This window comes from Chryseobacterium sp. X308, from assembly GCF_020733145.1.
Classification (GTDB): domain Bacteria; phylum Bacteroidota; class Bacteroidia; order Flavobacteriales; family Weeksellaceae; genus Chryseobacterium; species Chryseobacterium cupriresistens.
Genome location: NZ_JAJFZH010000004.1, coordinates 135,370 through 154,425, shown reverse-complemented (window position 1 = coordinate 154,425; position 19,056 = coordinate 135,370). Strand labels below are relative to the sequence as shown.

Here is a 19,056-nt window from a genome sequence, read left to right as displayed (position 1 = left end):
CAGATAGATTTTGAAGAAAGTAGGGTAAAAATCAAAGACGTTCACCCTACGCAAGCTAACTCAAGGTCGCTTTTATAAATATAAATGTATAAAAAATATTTGGAAGTTAACACAGAATCTAAAGCCAATTTTATTTCGGTTGTTCACATCGGGCTAAAGCCCGATGCTATTGATGATTTAAATCTTTTATAATCAAGGATTTTTAACCACCTCAATATTATCCTTTTTATAATTGTATTTGATATAACTTCCTAAAGCGGTTGATAAAACAGAAAATTCTTCAAGCGATGTAAGTGGAGCATACAATTTAAAAGTACAAATATCTGTTGCAGAAATAAAAGGATTGGTTACTAAATGGCTGTGGGTAGACATTGTTACCGTTCCTCCATTTTCTAAGGCTGTAGAGGTTGGAATAAGTCTTGAGTGAAATTTTTTATGGGAAATAATATTCCCTTTTTTATCCGAAACAAAAAGATAATCATTTCCGAAAGGAATTATACCGGACTGTGCAGTACCAGGTATCAAATACACCTTATAGTTTTCATTAAACGGAATAATAACCATATTAAGACTATATCCCTGCGGTACTGTTACCGCATATTTTGGATCGGATAACTGCGGAATAATGGCAGAACGGATATTTTTTAAAATACTTTCAGTTTCATTAAGTCCTCTTTCTTTAAAATTTTCTTTGACAGGCTTTGTCTGGTTATTTTTGAAAGACAGTTCTGCAATAATCATATTACCTGCTTTATTAAGAAAGGAGGTTTTGATGGTATCGTTTTTCTGGTATGTGATATAGCTTCCTGTATTTTCAGCAAGTCTTTTATTGCTGCCTACAAGATCTCCCGCATGCCATGATGCATTTTCGTAAGAATAGAGTAGGTTTCCTTCAGTTTTGATAGAATCCAGTTTTTGTTTCAGTTCTTTATCCGAAAGGGTAAGGTTTTGTGCAGAAAGAATGATGAACACAAAAAAGAAGAGAAATCCGATAATTTGTTTCATAGGTTATTTTTTTTGCCAAAATACAAAATTCAATAGGAACGGGCTTTAGCCCGTTTAAAAATAATTGTCATTCAATTGGCTTTAGCCGAAAACTTAATTTTAGGTTTCGGTAAAGCCAATTTTATTCCTATCGATCCTGACGCTATTGATGATTTAATTGTTTAATCATAACGAAGAATTAATTATTCGCAGAGAAGAAACTTCCCGCATCCTTCTTCCTTCTTCCAGCCTTTTTATTTAAAAATCTTCTGAATCACATTTCCAATCTCCACAAAATCTCCGTGATTTCCTACAGAACGTATTTCCGGGCTGTTTTTGTCATACTCCGAGAAAGGGAAAATCAGAAGGTAATTATTGTCTTTCAGATTCCTGTTCAGCAGTTCAGGGATCAGTCTCATTCTTGGAATATATGACTTCATACCGCGCTTGGCCATCAGAATAATCAAGGCTTCATCATCTTTCAGCTGTGCGGCGGTTCTTTCACCATCCTGCCATGTGCTCATGATAATAAATTCAGCTTCTATATTGGCTTTCTTTATGATTTTCTGAAGAATATCAATAATGTTTTCAGGAGCATAAAAAACAACTGTAGCTCCGGAATTTCTGGCAATGTTCCATACTCTCAGCAATGCATGGAAGAATCCCGCTTCCTGATGAGCATTCTCGGGAATCATCACCGCATATTTCTTAATGGTGGAAAGCGGTTGTGCAGCATGGTAAACCAGTACATTCACATCATCATTCTGAAGATAACCGTTATAAAGATTATATACAAAAGAAGGGGAGAATCCTTTTTCGTCTTCCAATCCGATGATAAGATCTGTAATTTTCTGTTCTTTAATCACATTATTGACCCCGTTGATGACATCATTGTCATATCTTTTTAAAGCCTGCAATTTTACATCTGCCGCTGCGGCTGCATCTGCTGCCTGGTGAAGAAGTTTCTCCGCATTCTTTACCGAAGATTCATTTTTGTCTTCGTTGATGACATTCAAAGCAAAAAGATCTTCCGTATTGGAATGTGCTTTGATCAGAATTCCCAGATTCACCATTCTCTCAACAGTGGCTTCGTGGTTGATGGCTAAGAGAATATTTTCTTCTTCGTGGGTATTTCCGGAAACAGTATCTTCGTTATCACTCTCAGCAATTTTCTGAGCGCTCGCCATGGAAATAAATGAAGAGATGGTACATGAAATCAGGATAAGGAGAATACTTCCGTTCAGTACGTGTTCGTTTAATAATCTTACAGGTTCTCCGGTTTCGGTTTCAGAAAGGATGATGTTATATCCAACCATTACGGAAGCCAGTGTTGCTGCTGCCGAAGCAGAGCTTAATCCGAAGATCAGTTTTCCTTCCTCTTTGGTCAGCCTGAATGTTTTCTGAGTGGCAACCGCGGAAAGGTATTTTCCTCCGATAGAGGCAACCAGCATAATTCCGGCAACTTCCAGGGTTTCCCAGCTTTTAAAGAAAACTTTAAAATCAATCAGCATTCCTACACTGATCAAAAAGAACGGGATAAATATGGCATTTCCTACAAACTCAACCCTGTTCATCAAAGAAGAAGTGTGAGGGATAAGTCTGTTTAACGCCAGTCCGGCAAAGAATGCTCCGATGATAGCTTCTACACCAGCCAGTTCAGCCAGCATAGCAGCCAGATAAATCATAACCAGTACAAAAATATACTGCGAAATTTTATCATCCACTCTTTTGAAAAACCATCGTCCTATAATAGGGAATACAATAAGTACAATGAGGGCAAAAACGACAAAAGAGACCGATAATTTAACCCAGAATTCTGTTCCCACATCACCTTGAGACATTCCCACAATCACAGCAAGTACCAATAAAGCAAGAATATCTGTGATCATCGTACCACCAACGGTGATGTTAACTGCTTTGTTTTTCGCAATTCCCAACTTACTCACCAATGGATAAGCGATAAGCGTGTGAGATGAAAAAAGACTGGCAAACAGAATGGAAGTCAGCATAGAGAAGTGTAAAATATAATATCCTCCCAGATATCCCAGTACAAAAGGAACTGTAAAGGTATAGATACCAAAGGTGAGACTTTTCCATTTATTCTTCTTAAAATCCCCCATGTCGATCTCAAGACCTGCCAGAAACATAATGTATAGAAGCCCGGTGGTTCCGGTTACTACAATACTGCTGTCCCTGGATAATACATTGAATCCGTTCGGACCAATAATCGCTCCGGCAATGATAAGTCCCAGGAGATGAGGGACTTTAATTTTATTAAGCAGTAATGGGGCTGCAAGGATGATGACCAGTACCAACAGGAACTTCAGTACCGGATCTTCTATAGGAAGGCTCAGGTTGTGTATACTCAGTAAAATCATAAGTGTTTATTTTGTGGAACGAACTAATTCAACAGAGAACTTGGCGGTACAGCCATCAGAGGTAATGGTTCTGGTTCCTTTGATCTTGTTGTCCGAAATATCATTAAGAAGAACACTCATTTCTACATTCTTTTTGGCTGTAGAATCGGTTTTGAAAGACAGTCTGATCTCATTGTTTTCAAACTTGCCTGTGTAAAGCCTTACCAGATTATTGTTGTTGATGATTTTGGTAATAGGCTGGGTAGAATCATTATCAAACTCCCAGATATCGGTACGCTGGTCACCTACTGCATACTCGCTGCAGTTGGATTCTGTACAGATTACTTTACCGTTCCATGGTCCGGAAATTTCCGCAGGCCATGCAGCGGTGATCACTACAGAATCTTTTTTCGCAAAAATACTGTCTCTCATTTTCAGCAGAGACTGATATTCGGATTCTTTTTTTGCGAATACTTTTTCTTTTTCTAATAATTGTTTTTCCCTGTCTGTCAGGTTCTTTTCCTTCTCTTTGTAATCACAGCTTACCAATAGAAAAGAGGCAGCCAGCAATAAAAAAAATGTGTTTTTCAGCATATTGTATCGGTTGGAGTATACAATATAAGAAAAAATGAAGGAAATAGAAAATCCCCATATAACGGATCTGCTTTTAATTCTATTTAATAAATTAAAAAGCAACGGAATAGGTGGGTTGAAATAATGAATATTATTTTCTGATTTACGACTCGATTCTCTGTTTTTTAAACATAGCCGGATTGTAATTGATCACAAAAACCCCAACAATAATAAGTATGGCAGCAATGATGAATTTGGCAGAAATTTTTTCGTCAAGAATCAGCCAGCTTAAAAAAATGGAAATTACCGTATTGATGTAAGCCAATATAGATACCTGAACCGGAGAAACTTTGGTCAATGCATAATGGAAAGCAAAAAATGCTGCTACAGAGCCGAAGCACGATAAATAAAGCATCGCAGAAATACTTTTCAGACTCCAGTTTCCGAAATTATAATCTTCTGAAAAAAGGAAGGCAAAAATAATCTGGATAATTCCCGCAAAGGCAAACTGGTAAAAGAGGTTCAGTGAGATATTCCCGCTTTGAATGTTCAGTTTTTTGGTGAAAATAGTTCCTGAAGCCCATCCTGCAATGGCAATAAATAGAAATAATATACCAAGCGCATAATCCGGGTTCTTTAAATCATTGATACCATCCCAGAAAATAAAAAGAATGCCGCTGAAACACAGAACAACTCCTGTAAAAGCCCGCCAGCTGAATTTCTGCAGACCTAAAGCCATACTTCCGAAAAACACCAGGATAGGAGAGCAGGCACTTATCAGTGAAGTAAGGCTGCTGGTGACTTCCTCTTCCGCCACTGTAGTCATTCCGTTTGCAATCACAAGCATTAATAAAGAGAAGATAAACTGGTATTTCAGGCTTGTCCAGCCTATCCATTTGAATTCTTTTCTATAGGTAAGAATAAGGAACATGATAATTGCTGCAAGAAATTGACGTATTCCTGCGACAAACCAGGCGGGTATTGTTTCTACCGCAACCCTTATCGATAAAAACGTAGTACCCCAGACAATAGCAACGGTACATACAGCCAGTGTAAGTTTATAATCTTTCAATTTAATGTGGTGTAACAACAAATATATCTATTTTCCCAGGAATTGTTATGGATACAGATGTTGTAATTTATAGGAGTACAGATGAAAAATCTGAGCCAAAAAGATCTTTATTTATTCTTTACATTTTAAATGGAAGATCTATTGAAAGATTAAATTATTTTAGGAATTATAATCATAAATCGTTTCCCGGATTTTTTGTAGTTATTCCTCTTTACATTTTTATTTTTTATCTTTGAACATCTAATAAAATTGAAGATGGTAGGAATTATTATGGGCAGTCAGAGTGATCTGCCGATTATGGAACAGGCTGCAAATTTTCTTAAAAGCCTCGATATCCCTTATGAGTTAACAGTAGTTTCAGCGCACAGAACACCGGAAAGAATGTTTGATTATGCAAAAACTGCTCAGGAAAGAGGTCTGAAGGTAATTGTAGCTGGAGCAGGAGGAGCAGCACATCTTCCGGGAATGGTGGCAAGCTGTACTACACTTCCGGTAATCGGGGTTCCTATTTTGTCCAGTAATTCTATAGACGGATGGGATTCTGTTTTATCTATCCTTCAGATGCCCGGTGGGATTCCGGTAGCTACCGTAGCTTTAAACGGAGCTTTGAATGCCGGGATTTTAGCTGCAAAAATTTTAGGAAGCGGTAATGAAGAAGTCGCTGCAAAACTTCAGAAATATCAGGATTCTTTAAAAGATAAAGTACTGGGAACGGTAGATGATATCAAAGCCCAGCACCCAAATCATTTTGACCAATAATTTATTTCAACTCAAAATAGAAGCCTCACTTTTCAGCGAGGCTTTTTTACTTTATTTTTTAATGAATTTTGAAGAGATGGTCTGATCTTTCAAAATGAGCTGTAAAATATAATTTCCTTTCGGTAATGATCCTACATTGATCATTTCTTTATTAGGATTTCCTTCCAGTACAAGTCTTCCACTTGCATCAAAAATTCTGTACTTTTTAATATCACTTAGTCCTTCAATATGAATATCCTCCACAGCGGGATTAGGATATAATGAAAGTTTTTTATTAAGCTTTACATCTGATGAAGACAGTAAACAGTTTCCTACTGTATCACCCGACATCGTCCAACCTTTACTGATGAGAATATTCCTTTTATCTACTGCATTGGAAGCATAAGTCAAAGGGGTTACAATATCTAAATCAACATTATTGGCAGTATCAGGATTATCTGCCCATGCTGCAAGTGTTTTACTGAAATTTTCACAATCTATTCCTGTCTGCATCAAAGCCTGGGCTCCATTATTAACGCTGGCAAGATTCCAGCTTGCAAGGGAATGATTAAAGTTGGGTGTTTCCTTAAGAATCTGGTCTATTCTGGTAACCTTGGTCATATCCCAGTTTTCAAGGGAATGACTATAGGCCGTGCAGCCATGAATAGCATGGGCCATATTGGTGATTTTAGAAGTGTTCCAATGGTTTAAAGATTGGTTAAAGGCAGAATCAAAATGGAACATAAAACGAATATCTTCAAGGCTTGAGGTATCCCAGTTATCCATTGGTTGATTATAGTTTGGGCAAAGAGCAAACATCCATTTCATATCCGTTACGCTCGAAACGTTCCAGTTGTTTAATGTCTGGTTAAAATGTGCTCTTCCCGCAAACATAAAACTGAGATCAGTTGCAGAGGACATGTCCCAAGTATTAAAATAAGGAGGATTGAACTGATCGGAAACTGAGCTGATAACGGTGTCAAAGATCAGGGCAAACATGAATCTGAAATGCTTAACCTTAGAAGTATCCCAGTTTTGCATGGAGCTTGCGCCTGTAAAGCTTTTTGTACCATAAAACATATAAGAAGCATCTTCAACATTACTTAGGTCGGGAATGTCTGTAGCCGTGATCTGAACAAGTTTACATTGGCTGAAGGCATTGTTCATCGATGTCCACACAATGTTTCCCCATTGTTCTATTTCCAGGATCTTATCAGCGCTTCCGTTAACCTGCCAGATCGGGAAAATCTGATCCGGAAGCTGAGTTTCCTGTACATCTCCGAATTTTATTTGTTGAAAAACGCCATTTCCGTTACTTACTTTTACTCTGTATTTGGCATCATTTTTTTCTGCGATCGACGTACCGAAGTCGATAAGAACCTGTTTTGTGGAGGTTACGTCGAGGAGGGAACCGTTGTGTTGTGGATATCCTACTTCTTCCCAATAGATATCATAGTTTTCACCAATTCCTGGAAACCATATCTGTTGGGAACTTGCCTGATAGGGAGCACTTACAGTAATTGGCTGTGTTATCGTGGAAGCGGGTTTCCAGATCGTGATAAATTCATTCTGGGCTTTTGCTATGAAAATCAGTATCAGAAAAAAGAGTGTTGAGATTTTTTTTGATAGCATATAGGGAAAATTATGGTTATTTTTTAATGAATTTTGAAGAAACCGTTTTTTCTTTCATGACAAGTTGTATCATATAATTTCCTTTTGGCAGAGTGCTTACATTGATGATATCATTATTAGGATTTCCTTCTTTTACAAGTCTTCCGCTGGCATCATAAATTTTATATGCCTTAATATCAGCTATTCCATCAATGTGAATATCATCCACTGCAGGGTTAGGATAAAGCAGAGGCTTTTTGTTCAGCTTTATATCCGATGAAGATAATAAGCAGCTTCCTGGAGTATCACCTACAAATGACCACCCTTTATTGATCAGAATATCTCTTTTGTCTGATACATTGGGGGCATATTTTAGTACTGTTAAGGAACCTAATGAGATATTGTTCGCTGTATTGGGGTTTTCTGCCCATCCCACGAGTGTTTTGCTGTAATTTTCACAATTAAGTCCTGACAGTGTTAAAGAGCCTGCACCATTAATAAGTGAAACCAAATTCCAGTTTCCTAATGGCTGATTATAATTCGTTGCACCATTCAGTATATCATCGATTCTCTTTACTTTGGTCATGTCCCAATTTTCTAAAGACTGATTAAAGGATGTACAGCCATGGAATATATGAGCCATATTGGTCACTTTTGAAGTGTTCCAGTTTAAAGGCTGATTGAAGACAGGAATCATGTGAAGCATAAAGTGCATATCTTCAAGGTTTGAGGTATCCCAGTTATCCAGACGTTGATTAAAACTTAAACACTGCCCGAACATCCAGCTCATATCGGTCACCTTGGAAACGTCCCAGCTATTAAGAGATTGGTTAAAAACTTTTCTGTTTCCAAACATATAGCTGAGGTTGGTAGCAGAAGACATATTCCAGCTGTCAAGATAAGGCGGGTTGAATTGCTCAGTCAGCCCGGCTGCTGGGGGCGTATCAAATAAAAGTGAAAACATAAAGCTGAAATTCTTAATTTTCGATGTATCCCAGTTTTGCATAGAACTGGCACCCTTAAAGCTGGTTGTGCCATAAAACATGAAAGAAGCATCCTCCACATTATTAAGATTGGGAGTATCGGTTGCCGTAAGCTCCATAAGCCTGCACAGACTAAAGGCACCGTTCATCGTAGTCCATGAAATATTACCCCATTGCTCTATTTCCAGTATCTTATCTGAACTTCCGTTGATCTGCCAGATAGGAATGATTTGCTCAGGACCAGGAAATAATTGAGCAGTTCCGAATTTTATCTGCCTGAACATTCCGTTACCATTCGTAACTTTCACCCTGTATTTGGCATCATTTTTTTCTGCGATTGATGTACCAAAGTCGATAAGAACCTGTTTTGTGGAAGTTACATCGAGGAGGGAGCCATTGTGCTGAGGATAGCCCACTTCCTCCCAATAAATATCATAATTATCGCCAATCCCGGGAAACCATATCTGTTGTGTGGTTGCCTGGTACGGAGCGTCTACATTTACCGCCGGTAATACAGTAGATGCCGGCTTCCAGATAGTGATAAATTCATTTTGTGCCTTTGCGAGAAATAGTAACAAAAGAAAAATGAGTGTTGGAATTTTCTTTAGAATCATGGTTATCGTTTTATGGGTATTAGTTGTTGTCTTGGGCTATTGTTTAATAAATAGAAAGGAGAGATCCTCTTATCCGCCAGAACTTGTTGCTGAACGGATATGGAATTTTGATCATGTTCCTATATGACTTTACCGGATGTATTTTTTGCGAAATGAAATGATAATATATGGAGAGAAAAAAGTGAAAGTTTTTGTGCATGTCATTAGTTTGTGAAATAAGCAATGCTAAAATAATAAAAACTTAATATATTTTCAACTTAAATGTAAAATTTATAGTATTTTATAAATTTTAATGAATTTATGTAAATAAAAAAACTCTCCGTTTTGGAGAGTTTGCTTTATTCCTGAATCATATTATCACGGGTGTTTTTCTGTACTGCGATGGCTCCGAAGAGAGCCAGTAAAAAGGCAAAGGCATAAAAACCTTTTTCACTTGGAAGGATGGTGGCATTCCAAAGTCCGATGGCCAGTAGTACAATCGATGATAATGTTGCAAACCAGCAGATTCCATAATAAATATCGGTTACCTGAATGTTTTCTAATCTGTCACGTACCGCTTTCTGTAACGAAACCACAGCAAATAAGCCATAAAGAAGGATGGTAAAATAATATCCTTTCTCATTCAGCAGCATTTCTGCTCTTGCAAGACCGACAATAAAGCCTATCATTCCTGCTCCCAACGCTACCCACGAAGCAGCCACAAATGCATTCGATACTCTTTGTTTTTTCATAGTTTAATGTTTTGTTTAAGAGGGCTAAGATATTCATTTTTTACAAATAGAGCTCTGACAGAGGAAAAATATAGGAAAAATACTGAGTAGAATGATGAAGTAGTTTTATCTTTCGGGCTCCCTTCGTCTAAGCTCAGGATTATAACCCGTTACTATTGAATAATATAAATCTATTCATCACTCATCATTTATCAATTATAATTCATCACCTTCTCCTAGCCCCGATAGCAGCGGTTACCCCGAAGCATGAGTGGGAGAGTTGGTGGGTAAGAGGCTGGGGCAGGTTGGAGCGAGGAGTATGAGCGGATAGCGGGAATCAGCTCATAAAAAAACTCCCCAAACCGGAGAGCTTTATTTTATTGAGTGATATATTCGTAAGTATACTGAACCGAAAGATTTCCGTCACTTCCTATTCCGGTAGCCTGAACAGGCAGTCCTGAACTATTATACTGTAGAGTATACGTAGTAGTTTCACTTGGATACCAATTTCCATCATTACCTTTATAGCTGTCTTTGTTTACGGTATAATTGTTTGCACTTAAGGTATTTGCTCCTCCCATCATGATTCTCAAGTATTTATTTGTATTGGTATGTGGGTTTAATTTACTGTCATAAGTAAATTCGCTTTTGGAAGTAAAGCTAAATGATCCTGGGGTTGTTGAGGTTTCCACTGAAACATTATTTCCATTATAAGTAAATGTTGATATTCCTGGATTTGAGCAATTTTCAGATTGGCAGAGAGTGGAAGAGGCAAGCTGGCCATTTGTATTATATGTATATTGATAAGATCTATTATACCCGGAATTGGTGTAAACAGCTTTGTTACTAAGAAGTTGATCACCTTTATAATAGAAATTTAAATAATATTCTAAAATATTTTTATCATTATAGTAATTTATTTTGGTCGGTTTTCCATCAATGTATTCAAAAGTGCTGGTTCTTCCTTTAGAATTCATTTTTACCAGTTGTCCCTGTTTGTCATATTCTAAGATTTCTACAACAGTTTCTGGTTTAGACGGATTATCATAATAAGTAGTGGTAACCTTACTCAATAATAATTTTGGCGTAGCTGTATTATCACTATCATCATTACTGCTGCAGCTGTTAAAGAAGATTACAGAGCCCGCGAGCCCCAGAAATAAGAATTTTTTCATGTTATTTTTTTAGTCGACAAAAATAAGAAATGCTTTATATGCTGTATAAAAAAATCCCACTATCTTACCAATAGCGGGATCATATCATGTTTTGTTAAGATCTTAGTATCTGTAGTATTCAGGTTTGAATGGCCCTTTTACGTCTACACCGATATACTCAGCCTGCTCAGGAGAAAGAGTTTCAAGCTCCACGCTTAATTTCTTAAGGTGTAAAGCAGCAACTTTTTCATCCAGGTGCTTAGGAAGCATGTATACTTCGTTTTTGTAAGCTGCAGCGTTATTCCATAGTTCGATCTGAGCTAACGTCTGGTTAGAGAAAGAGTTAGACATAACGAAGCTTGGGTGGCCAGTAGCACATCCTAAGTTAACCAATCTACCTTCTGCAAGGATGATTACTTCTTTTCCTTCGATTGTATAGATATCCACCTGAGGCTTCACTTCAGATTTAGTATGACCGTAGTTTTTGTTCAACCATGCCATATCGATTTCATTATCGAAGTGACCGATGTTACAAACGATCGCTTTATCTTTCATTTTAATGAAGTGTTCTCCTCTTACGATATTGAAGTTACCTGTTGTAGTGATGATGATATCAGCATTGTCTACCACAGTATCTAATCTTTTTACTTCGTAACCGTCCATAGCAGCCTGAAGTGCACAGATCGGGTCGATTTCCGTAACAGTAACGATAGAACCAGCTCCTCTGAATGAAGCAGCAGTACCTTTACCTACGTCACCGTATCCGCAAACTACCACTCTTTTTCCAGCTAACATTACGTCTGTAGCTCTTCTTACTGCATCTACAGCAGATTCTTTACATCCGTATTTGTTGTCGAATTTAGATTTAGTAACCGAATCATTTACGTTGATGGCAGGTATTACTAAAGTTCCGTTCTTCATTCTTTCGTAAAGTCTGTGAACACCTGTAGTGGTTTCTTCAGAAAGGCCTTTGATATCTTTTGTGAACTCAGGGTATTTATCAAAAACCATGTTTGTTAAATCTCCACCATCATCCAGGATCATGTTTAATGGCTTTCTGTCTTCACCGAAGAATAAAGTCTGCTCAATACACCAGTCAAATTCCTCTTCATTTAATCCTTTCCACGCATACACCGGAATTCCAGCAGCAGCAATAGCAGCAGCAGCGTGATCCTGTGTGGAGAAAATATTACAAGATGACCATGTAACTTCAGCTCCTAAAGCTACAAGAGTCTCGATAAGCACAGCCGTTTGGATAGTCATGTGAAGACATCCTGCGATTCTTGCTCCTTTCAGCGGCTGAGATGGTCCGTATTCTTCACGGATAGCCATCAAACCTGGCATTTCTGCTTCTGCAAGGGTAATTTCTTTTCTACCCCATTCTGCAAGGGATATATCCTTAACTTTATAAGGAACGTATTGTGTTGTAGTACTCATATGTAATGAATAGTTTTAAAATTCAATTGATAACGAAAGGCAAAATTACGATTTATAATTAAGATATAAAAACGGCAAACCAAGTTCAGTTTTATGAGATTAAACATGGATTAATATTATTTAGTCTTAATATAAATAACTAATTTTATCTGATAAACAAATATATTATGAAGCAAACCCATACAGAAAAGAAAATCAAACCTGTTGCTCCCAAAGTACAGGAACTGATCAATGCTTCAAAAAGTGTAATTCTTGCTACTGTTGATGCCGAAGGGAATCCAAATTCAAGCTATGCACCTTTTGTACAGGTTGATCAGACATTCTATATTCTGGTATCTTTCATGGCAAAACATACTAAAAACCTTGCTGACGGAAGAAAAACATCCATTATGTTTATTGAAGACGAATCGGCAACCAAGCAGATCTATGCCCGCGAACGTTTAACACTTGAAGCCGCTGCTTCTCAGATTGAAAGAGATTCTGAAGTATGGAATGCTGTTGTTGGGAAACTTAGAGAAACTCACGGCAAAGTAGTAGAGGTAATTTCCGAAATGGGAGATTTTATTTTAATTGCATTGCAGCCTCTAAAAGGATCTTATGTAAATGGTTTCGGAAGTGCGTATTTTGTAAATTCGAAACTTGACATTGTAGAGCACAGAAATGATGCGAATCATCAGTCTAAATAATTAAGCTGGAAGCTGGTAGAAGGATGCCGGAAGTTATAAAGATTAAGGAAACAAAGAGTTTGTTTTTTCCTCAACGTAAAATTATTTTTATGACGAATAGTAACTTCCAGCTCCCATCTTCCTTGCCTCATTCCATTTTCCTCAACGGATTCTTCGTTCTGAAAATTATTTTTACGATGAATAGTAACTTCCATCTTCCAGCTCCCATCTTCCTTGCCTCATTCCATTTTCCTCAACGGATTCTTCGTTCTGAAAATTATTTTTATGACAAATAGTAACTTCCATCCTCCAGCTCCCATCTTCCTTGCCTTATCCCTTTTTCATCAACAATTTCTTTTATCCGACCTGCAAATTCTTTTTACGATGAATAGTAACCTCCATCTTCCAGCTCCCAGCTTCCTTTCCTTATCCCTTTTCATCAACAATTTCTTTTATCCGACCTGCAAATTCTTTTTACGACGAATAGTAACTTCCATCTTCCAGCATCCATCTTCCTTTCCTTATCCCTTTTCATCAACCATTTCTTTTATCCGACCTGCAAATTATTTTTACGATGAATAGTAACTTCCATCTTCCAGCGTCCATCTTCCATTCCTTTCAACTTCCGCATCTTTTCACTACTTTTGTCCAATAAAAAAAGAATGCCCCTCTACAGAGATTTTTCAGATGACAATGCCACCATTCTGGTTTGGAAGTATGATGAAAGTGAAGAACTTGATATCAATGAACTTCTTGAACCGGAAAATGCGGAAAAAGTAAAAGATTATCATCCTAAAAAATTGCTGGAAGTTCTGATGGTGCGCAAGCTTCTGAAAGGATTAAAACCCAATTCTAAAATTTTATATAAAGAAAGAGAGCCTTTTCTTTCTCCCTACGATGCGGAAATATCCATTACGCACTCTTTTCCTTTTGCGGCGATTGCTGTTTCTAAAAATAAAATAGGAATTGATATTGAAAAATTCAATCCTAAAATTTTAAGGGTGATTGATAAATTCACTTATGAAAATGAACGTGGATTTATTCCGGAAGACAAAGCGGATACTTTCTATACCATTATTTGGAGTGTGAAGGAAAGTATGTACAAAATCCATCACTCAAAATACTGGTCTTTAAAAAAGAATTATGAAGTAAAGCCTTTTGAGCTGAAGCATCTTCATAAAATAAGCTGCCGGGTATATGATGATGAGTTTTCAGATGAATTCAAAGCCAGGGTAGAATTCTTTGATGATTACTGCTTTACGATTGTGGAGGAGTAGGCTCAGTTTCGTTTTTATATTTTTCGATCACTTTTCTCTGCTCTTTTGCGACATCATAGATCAGCTCCAGAATATCGTGGATATTTTTAAGCTCGGTTAAATGTGAAATTTTATCTGGATCTCTTCGGTCAACAATTTCATTTTCTTCAATCTCTGTTTTTCTTTTCAGGAGCATATCTTCAATGGAGGAATCTTCCGGCTCAAGGCGGCTTTCCATTTTCAACGTTTCGTTGATATCATTTCCGCTGAGAAGGGTAGAGGTCTGCTGCATTTCTGCCTCAATCTTTCTGCTCCAGCTTTCAGCATCTATTTCAGGATACTGCTCATCCCTTTTGGAATATTGAGACAGAGAAGCGGTATAGGCCGTAATCAAATGTGATGTAGCTACAAACTGGTGTACAACTTCCAGCTTTTTCTGTTGATTTTTAGGATCGGAAATCATTCTCTGGAAATTATCAGAAAGATTGGCCAGTGAAATAATGGCATTTTTTCGCTTTACCTTATAATCTTCGAGATCGAAATTTCCCTGTAGGAATTTGGAAATCACACTCTGGAAGTAGATAAGGTTGTCCGCGGCAGATTTCTTCATCAGATCCAGATTTTGGGTGTGTTCCCAAACAGGCAATACGATATAAGACACTGCAAAAGCAATGATTCCCGCAATAGCAGTATCCAGGATTCTGTCTTTAAAAATAATATTAACCTTCCCCGGATTTAAAAAATTAAAGCTGAGGAAAACATAAATCGTCATGAATAATACCGCCCAGAAATACCGTCCTTTCAAAAAGCTGAAACACATGATCATACTAATGAGCAGAATAGCAAATAAAACGCCGTTAATATGTACAAAATAAAGAATGGCATAAGCAATACTTGCTCCAGCAATGGTTCCATAGAGACGGAGAAGGTTTCTCTGTTTAGTGATGGAATAAGCGGGTTTTAAGATCGCTGTAATGGTAATTAATATCCAATACGTGTGTCCCAGTCCCAGAAAATCGAACATAGAGAAAACGTATCCCAATAGCAGAGCTGTTGTAATTCTAATAGCATGGCGGAAATGGGAAGATGATAAGGAAATATTATTTCTCAGAACCTTGGCATTAAGTTTAGGTTCATTAGGCATGAATTTTTTAAGGTCTAGCCCTGTAGATAAACTTTTCGCCAGTTTGATATCCTGTGAAAATACTTTATAGATCTCATTAATTTCTTTCGTAATTTCATAGATACGCATCAGGATCTGGCGCAGGATCATGAAATTTTCCAGATTGTCCGGCGAAAGCTGCTTATTTCTGAGTTCGAAATAATTATAATTTAAGCTTTTTAATTCCTGTTCCAGGTTAAACATTGGCTTTGCTCTGGTACCACTTTGAAGAGCAATTCCGATATTGGTGATCTCCTCAGCCAGAAGATTAAGATAATCATGGATATTCACCAGGATCATACTGTCTTCAAAGCTCTGCTGTAACTTTTGATAGTCACTTTCTGAGGTCATCAGTTTTTCATGAAGGTCCATCGAATTAAGGAACATCAGCATTAATAAACGGCTGGTGGTCGTAGATTCATTGACGATAGTTCTGGTTTTGAAAACTGTTTCTCTGGTATCTTCCTGAAGGTTTTTTATTTCAATCTGCTTGGCAATAACCTGAGTGGTCAGCTTATTAAAATCCGGATTCTTCTGATAATAATTGGCTTTGATCTTTAAAAACTCAGCCAGCTGAAGATAATTTTCGCCAATCATCTGGCTTGCCAGCTTATAAGGACGGATGGTGGTTACAATCAGGAATATTAACAGAAACCATATACAGCCGGAAGCAAATATCAGCAGACTTTTGAAAATATTGCTTCCCGTAAGATGCCCGTCAATAAAGATGGCGAGTACCACAAGGGATAACGAGCCTACAGCAGCTAATCTCTGGCCATACACGCCGATCAGGGAGAAAAACATCCCGAAGACAATGACTTCCAGAATGACCAGTACTTTGATATTCATCACAAGACTGGCGATGAGTGCTACAAAGACAAAACAGCAGATCGCAAAAGTAAGAGCGTTTCTTCTTCGGATAAAAGGACCGGGCTGGTCGGTAAGGGCTACAAAGCTGGTTCCGAGAGGGAAAAGAAAGTATTCTTTCAAAATCCCGAAGTGGGCGAGGACTAAACAAGGCAGAACAGTAGCTAATGTAATTCTGATCGCAGAATATACATACTGACTGGTTACAAATTTTTTTAGTTCCGCCGAATAGTTCATATTACAAAAATAGCTATTGAATTTAAGAAAATCGCCATAAATAAGAGACTTTTATTAACTTAAATATTATATTTTTTTTAATTAAGCTGTAGTATTATTTAAAATAAATTGACAGATGAAACATATGAATGATCCGTCAATCACAATTCGTCATTTTTTAACACAACAGCTAACAAATCCTGTTCCACGAATTCCTATCTTAGCTTATCTCAAGCGTAAATCGTCATTTTATGAAGTTCATCAGTAAAAATATAGTGGCCATTTTGTTTTCTTTGATCATGTTAAGCTGTAACTCACAGGGCAAAAACAGTTTTAAGGCAAAGAAAATATATGAATCAAAAAACCTGATCATTACTCAGATTTCGGAAAACTCTTTTATTCATACCTCCTTTAAACAGACCAATGATTTCGGGAATGTACCCTGTAATGGATTGATTGTAAAAGATCATCACGAAACTATTGTTTTTGATACACCTACCAATGATAAAAGTTCGGAAGAACTGATACAATGGATTAATGAAAAGCTTGATTCGAGAATTATGGCCATTGTTCCAACCCATTTTCATGATGATAGCTTAGGAGGATTAATGGCTTTCCATAAAAAGAATATTCCTTCTTATGCATATGCTAAAACCATCGAATTAGCAAAAGAAAATAATTTTGTTATTCCTGAAAACAGTTTTAATGATTCTGTTATTTTAAAAGTCGGGAATAAAGATGTCATTGCAAAATTTTTTGGTGAAGGGCATACAAAAGATAATGCTGTGGGATATTTTCCAGGCGAGAATATTTTATTTGGAGGCTGTTTATTAAAAGAGCTGGAGGCAGGTAAAGGATATTTGGGTGATGCCAATGTTTCTGCCTGGTCCAATACCGTTGAAAAAGTAAAAAAAGAATATCCGGATGTGAAAATTGTAGTTCCCGGACATGGAGAATATGGCGACGGAAAGCTCCTTGACTATACGATTACATTATTTAAAGGTCAATAGTGAATTTTTGCTTCGCAAAGTGAATAGTGAATGGTTGCAGTATATAAAAAAATTGACAAGCGAAGCGAATTGACGATTGACTATTCACGAATCAATAGTGAATTTTTGCTTCGCAAAGTGAATAGTGAATGGTTGCAGTATATAAAAAAATTGACAGCGAAGCGAATTGACGATTGACTATTCACCAATCAATAGTGAATTTTTGCTTCGCAAAGTGAATGGCGAATGGTTGCAGTATATAAAAAAATTGACAAGCGAAGCGAATTGACGATTGACTATTCACCAATCAATAGTGAATTTTTGCTTCGCAAAGTGAATGGTGAATGCTTGATGAAAAAAAATTGACAAGCGAAGCGAATTCACCATTGACAATTGACATAAAAAAAGCCTCCATACAATAATGTATGAGGCTTTTTTTATAGAGCTGTTGCTTTTATTAACGATCGTTGTTGGATGTTTCTTCTCCGATGTTCCAGGTAAGACCGAAACGAAGCGTATTATCCAAAGCACTGTTGATTTTAGACATGTTGATCAGGTAAGAAAGGTCAAGTCCGAAAGAACGGTATCTTAGTCCAACCCCTGCAGTTGCAAACTGTCTTGCTCCCTGCTCTTCACTTTCATGGAAGTAACCTCCTCTTACAGAAAATGCATTGTCGTAGGAATATTCCAAAGCACCACTGTACATGATACTGTTTTTATTTTTGAAAGATTTTCCGATACCAGCCATTGGCCCTACATTAGGAATCTGATAAATCGGCTGTCTTGTATTCGGGTCAATTCCTGCATACTCAGATCCCGGAACCAACAATTTTGAACCTTCCACAGAAATTCCCACTCTGTTCATATCATCCAGGTACATGTCATATCCAACCCCTAATCTTGCCATGGTAGGAAGATAAGATCTTGATTCTTCATTCCCTGTATAATCCAGTTTCGGACCTAAGTTCTGAATGGCTAAACCTGCATTGATTTTACCATCATATCCGCCAATACTGGAGAATCTTGGAGAGGTATAGTATCCTGAAACGTCTACTGCAAAACTGTTCGCAGCCTTAAGTGTTGTATCTGTGTTGAATCCTCCGGCTAAGTCTGAACGGATAAATCTACCGGTAACAGCTCCGGAGAATGAATCAGAAAGTTTCAAAGCGTAGGCAACGTCAATGGAGAATTCGTTTGGTTTTGATGTACCCATAGAAGCGATTTCCGTACCCACCAGTTGAGTCAGGTCTACCTGTCCCATATTGAAATAATAGATACTCGCAGAAATTGTAGATCTTTCTTCCTGCCCCAAAAACTTATGAAACGAAGCATATAATAAGAATACATCATTGGTAAGTTTTCCCATGTAAGGCGTATAGTTAAGACCTACGGAAGAACTTGTCCTGCTGAAAGGGTATTTAGCCGCATTCCAGAATTGTGAAAATGCATCCGGAGAGGTTACCACCCCTTGATCTCCCATACCTCCCGATCTTGCATCAGGTGCAATTCTTAAGAAAGGAGCTCCGGTAAGAACTGGGTTTACTTTACCTAAATCTTGCGAATAGCCTAAAAAACCAGCACTCAAACCAAATCCTAATAGCAGTTTAGTAGTTAAATTCATATGTTGTCTTTTATATATTATCAGTTTTTTATTAATATTATTGTCTA

At 37.4% G+C, this 19,056-nt stretch carries 16 protein-coding genes; 5 read left to right on the top strand and 11 right to left on the bottom strand.

Annotated features, from left to right (window positions below; all coding sequences use genetic code 11):
- Nucleotides 1-192: 192 nt before the first annotated feature.
- The 4 genes from LIV57_RS07020 to LIV57_RS07005 all read right to left on the bottom strand — a co-directional run bounded on the left by LIV57_RS07020 (nucleotide 193) and on the right by LIV57_RS07005 (nucleotide 4,986).
- Entirely contained in the window at nucleotides 193-1,005 is an 813-nt protein-coding gene (locus LIV57_RS07020) for a hypothetical protein (RefSeq protein ID WP_227942039.1), read from the bottom strand.
- A gap of 233 nt (nucleotides 1,006-1,238) precedes the next feature.
- Nucleotides 1,239-3,362, bottom strand: a complete 2,124-nt coding sequence (locus tag LIV57_RS07015; protein ID WP_227942038.1) for a cation:proton antiporter — start codon at nucleotides 3,360-3,362, stop codon at nucleotides 1,239-1,241.
- Nucleotides 3,363-3,368: 6 nt separating this feature from the next.
- Entirely contained in the window at nucleotides 3,369-3,935 is a 567-nt protein-coding gene (locus tag LIV57_RS07010; RefSeq protein ID WP_227942037.1) for a hypothetical protein, read from the bottom strand.
- A 142-nt stretch (nucleotides 3,936-4,077) separates the two neighbouring features.
- On the bottom strand, nucleotides 4,078-4,986 hold the full coding sequence (locus LIV57_RS07005; RefSeq protein ID WP_227942036.1) for a DMT family transporter: 909 nt from the start codon (nucleotides 4,984-4,986) through the stop codon (nucleotides 4,078-4,080).
- A 255-nt stretch (nucleotides 4,987-5,241) separates the two neighbouring features.
- On the opposite strand from LIV57_RS07005, the gene purE reads away from it, so the two are divergent.
- On the top strand, nucleotides 5,242-5,745 hold the full coding sequence (gene purE / locus LIV57_RS07000; RefSeq protein ID WP_110011782.1) for a 5-(carboxyamino)imidazole ribonucleotide mutase: 504 nt from the start codon (nucleotides 5,242-5,244) through the stop codon (nucleotides 5,743-5,745).
- 51 nt (nucleotides 5,746-5,796) lie between these two features.
- Here the strand turns inward: purE and LIV57_RS06995 are convergent, their stop codons facing one another.
- The 5 genes from LIV57_RS06995 to ahcY all read right to left on the bottom strand — a co-directional run bounded on the left by LIV57_RS06995 (nucleotide 5,797) and on the right by ahcY (nucleotide 12,233).
- Nucleotides 5,797-7,356: a BspA family leucine-rich repeat surface protein gene (locus tag LIV57_RS06995; RefSeq protein WP_227942035.1), complete on the bottom strand. Its 1,560-nt coding sequence runs from the start codon at nucleotides 7,354-7,356 to the stop codon at nucleotides 5,797-5,799.
- 16 nt (nucleotides 7,357-7,372) lie between these two features.
- Entirely contained in the window at nucleotides 7,373-8,932 is a 1,560-nt protein-coding gene (locus tag LIV57_RS06990) for a BspA family leucine-rich repeat surface protein (RefSeq protein ID WP_227942034.1), read from the bottom strand.
- A 338-nt stretch (nucleotides 8,933-9,270) separates the two neighbouring features.
- Entirely contained in the window at nucleotides 9,271-9,663 is a 393-nt protein-coding gene (gene yiaA / locus LIV57_RS06985) for an inner membrane protein YiaA (RefSeq protein ID WP_089790546.1), read from the bottom strand.
- Nucleotides 9,664-10,019: 356 nt separating this feature from the next.
- On the bottom strand, nucleotides 10,020-10,817 hold the full coding sequence (locus tag LIV57_RS06980; RefSeq protein WP_227942033.1) for a hypothetical protein: 798 nt from the start codon (nucleotides 10,815-10,817) through the stop codon (nucleotides 10,020-10,022).
- A gap of 102 nt (nucleotides 10,818-10,919) precedes the next feature.
- On the bottom strand, nucleotides 10,920-12,233 hold the full coding sequence (gene ahcY / locus LIV57_RS06975) for an adenosylhomocysteinase (protein ID WP_227942032.1): 1,314 nt from the start codon (nucleotides 12,231-12,233) through the stop codon (nucleotides 10,920-10,922).
- 167 nt (nucleotides 12,234-12,400) lie between these two features.
- On the opposite strand from ahcY, the gene LIV57_RS06970 reads away from it, so the two are divergent.
- The 3 genes from LIV57_RS06970 (at nucleotide 12,401) to LIV57_RS06960 (ending at nucleotide 14,175) form a co-directional block, all read left to right on the top strand.
- A complete protein-coding gene (locus LIV57_RS06970) occupies nucleotides 12,401-12,919 on the top strand; it encodes a pyridoxamine 5'-phosphate oxidase family protein (RefSeq protein WP_227942031.1) in 519 nt (172 codons plus the stop codon).
- An 89-nt stretch (nucleotides 12,920-13,008) separates the two neighbouring features.
- Nucleotides 13,009-13,194 carry a hypothetical protein gene (locus LIV57_RS06965; protein ID WP_227942030.1) on the top strand — a complete coding sequence of 62 codons (186 nt, stop codon included), beginning with the start codon at nucleotides 13,009-13,011 and terminating at the stop codon, nucleotides 13,192-13,194.
- A gap of 366 nt (nucleotides 13,195-13,560) precedes the next feature.
- Nucleotides 13,561-14,175 carry a 4'-phosphopantetheinyl transferase family protein gene (locus tag LIV57_RS06960; protein ID WP_227942029.1) on the top strand — a complete coding sequence of 205 codons (615 nt, stop codon included), beginning with the start codon at nucleotides 13,561-13,563 and terminating at the stop codon, nucleotides 14,173-14,175.
- Here the strand turns inward: LIV57_RS06960 and LIV57_RS06955 are convergent.
- Entirely contained in the window at nucleotides 14,156-16,420 is a 2,265-nt protein-coding gene (locus LIV57_RS06955) for an FUSC family membrane protein (protein ID WP_227942028.1), read from the bottom strand. The genes LIV57_RS06960 and LIV57_RS06955 overlap by 20 nt on opposite strands.
- 230 nt (nucleotides 16,421-16,650) lie before the next feature.
- On the opposite strand from LIV57_RS06955, the gene blaCHM reads away from it, so the two are divergent.
- Nucleotides 16,651-17,409, top strand: coding sequence for a CHM family subclass B1 metallo-beta-lactamase (blaCHM, locus tag LIV57_RS06950; protein ID WP_227942027.1), 759 nt, complete (start codon nucleotides 16,651-16,653; stop codon nucleotides 17,407-17,409).
- 436 nt (nucleotides 17,410-17,845) lie between these two features.
- Here blaCHM and porV read toward each other — a convergent pair whose 3' ends face one another.
- Nucleotides 17,846-19,009 (bottom strand): type IX secretion system outer membrane channel protein PorV, encoded by a 1,164-nt coding sequence (porV, locus tag LIV57_RS06945; RefSeq protein ID WP_062674515.1) that lies wholly within the window; start codon nucleotides 19,007-19,009, stop codon nucleotides 17,846-17,848.
- Nucleotides 19,010-19,056: the final 47 nt, after the last annotated feature.

Coding starts and splice junctions, on each gene's coding strand:
- LIV57_RS07020 (WP_227942039.1), bottom strand. CDS start 1,005: ATGAAACAAATTATCGGATTTCTCTTCTTTTTTGTGTTCATCATTCTT.
- LIV57_RS07015 (WP_227942038.1), bottom strand. CDS start 3,362: ATGATTTTACTGAGTATACACAACCTGAGCCTTCCTATAGAAGATCCG.
- LIV57_RS07010 (WP_227942037.1), bottom strand. CDS start 3,935: ATGCTGAAAAACACATTTTTTTTATTGCTGGCTGCCTCTTTTCTATTG.
- purE (WP_110011782.1), top strand. CDS start 5,242: ATGGTAGGAATTATTATGGGCAGTCAGAGTGATCTGCCGATTATGGAA.
- LIV57_RS06995 (WP_227942035.1), bottom strand. CDS start 7,356: ATGCTATCAAAAAAAATCTCAACACTCTTTTTTCTGATACTGATTTTC.
- LIV57_RS06990 (WP_227942034.1), bottom strand. CDS start 8,932: ATGATTCTAAAGAAAATTCCAACACTCATTTTTCTTTTGTTACTATTT.
- yiaA (WP_089790546.1), bottom strand. CDS start 9,663: ATGAAAAAACAAAGAGTATCGAATGCATTTGTGGCTGCTTCGTGGGTA.
- LIV57_RS06980 (WP_227942033.1), bottom strand. CDS start 10,817: ATGAAAAAATTCTTATTTCTGGGGCTCGCGGGCTCTGTAATCTTCTTT.
- ahcY (WP_227942032.1), bottom strand. CDS start 12,233: ATGAGTACTACAACACAATACGTTCCTTATAAAGTTAAGGATATATCC.
- LIV57_RS06970 (WP_227942031.1), top strand. CDS start 12,401: ATGAAGCAAACCCATACAGAAAAGAAAATCAAACCTGTTGCTCCCAAA.
- LIV57_RS06965 (WP_227942030.1), top strand. CDS start 13,009: ATGACGAATAGTAACTTCCAGCTCCCATCTTCCTTGCCTCATTCCATT.
- LIV57_RS06960 (WP_227942029.1), top strand. CDS start 13,561: ATGCCCCTCTACAGAGATTTTTCAGATGACAATGCCACCATTCTGGTT.
- LIV57_RS06955 (WP_227942028.1), bottom strand. CDS start 16,420: ATGAACTATTCGGCGGAACTAAAAAAATTTGTAACCAGTCAGTATGTA.
- blaCHM (WP_227942027.1), top strand. CDS start 16,651: ATGAAGTTCATCAGTAAAAATATAGTGGCCATTTTGTTTTCTTTGATC.
- porV (WP_062674515.1), bottom strand. CDS start 19,009: ATGAATTTAACTACTAAACTGCTATTAGGATTTGGTTTGAGTGCTGGT.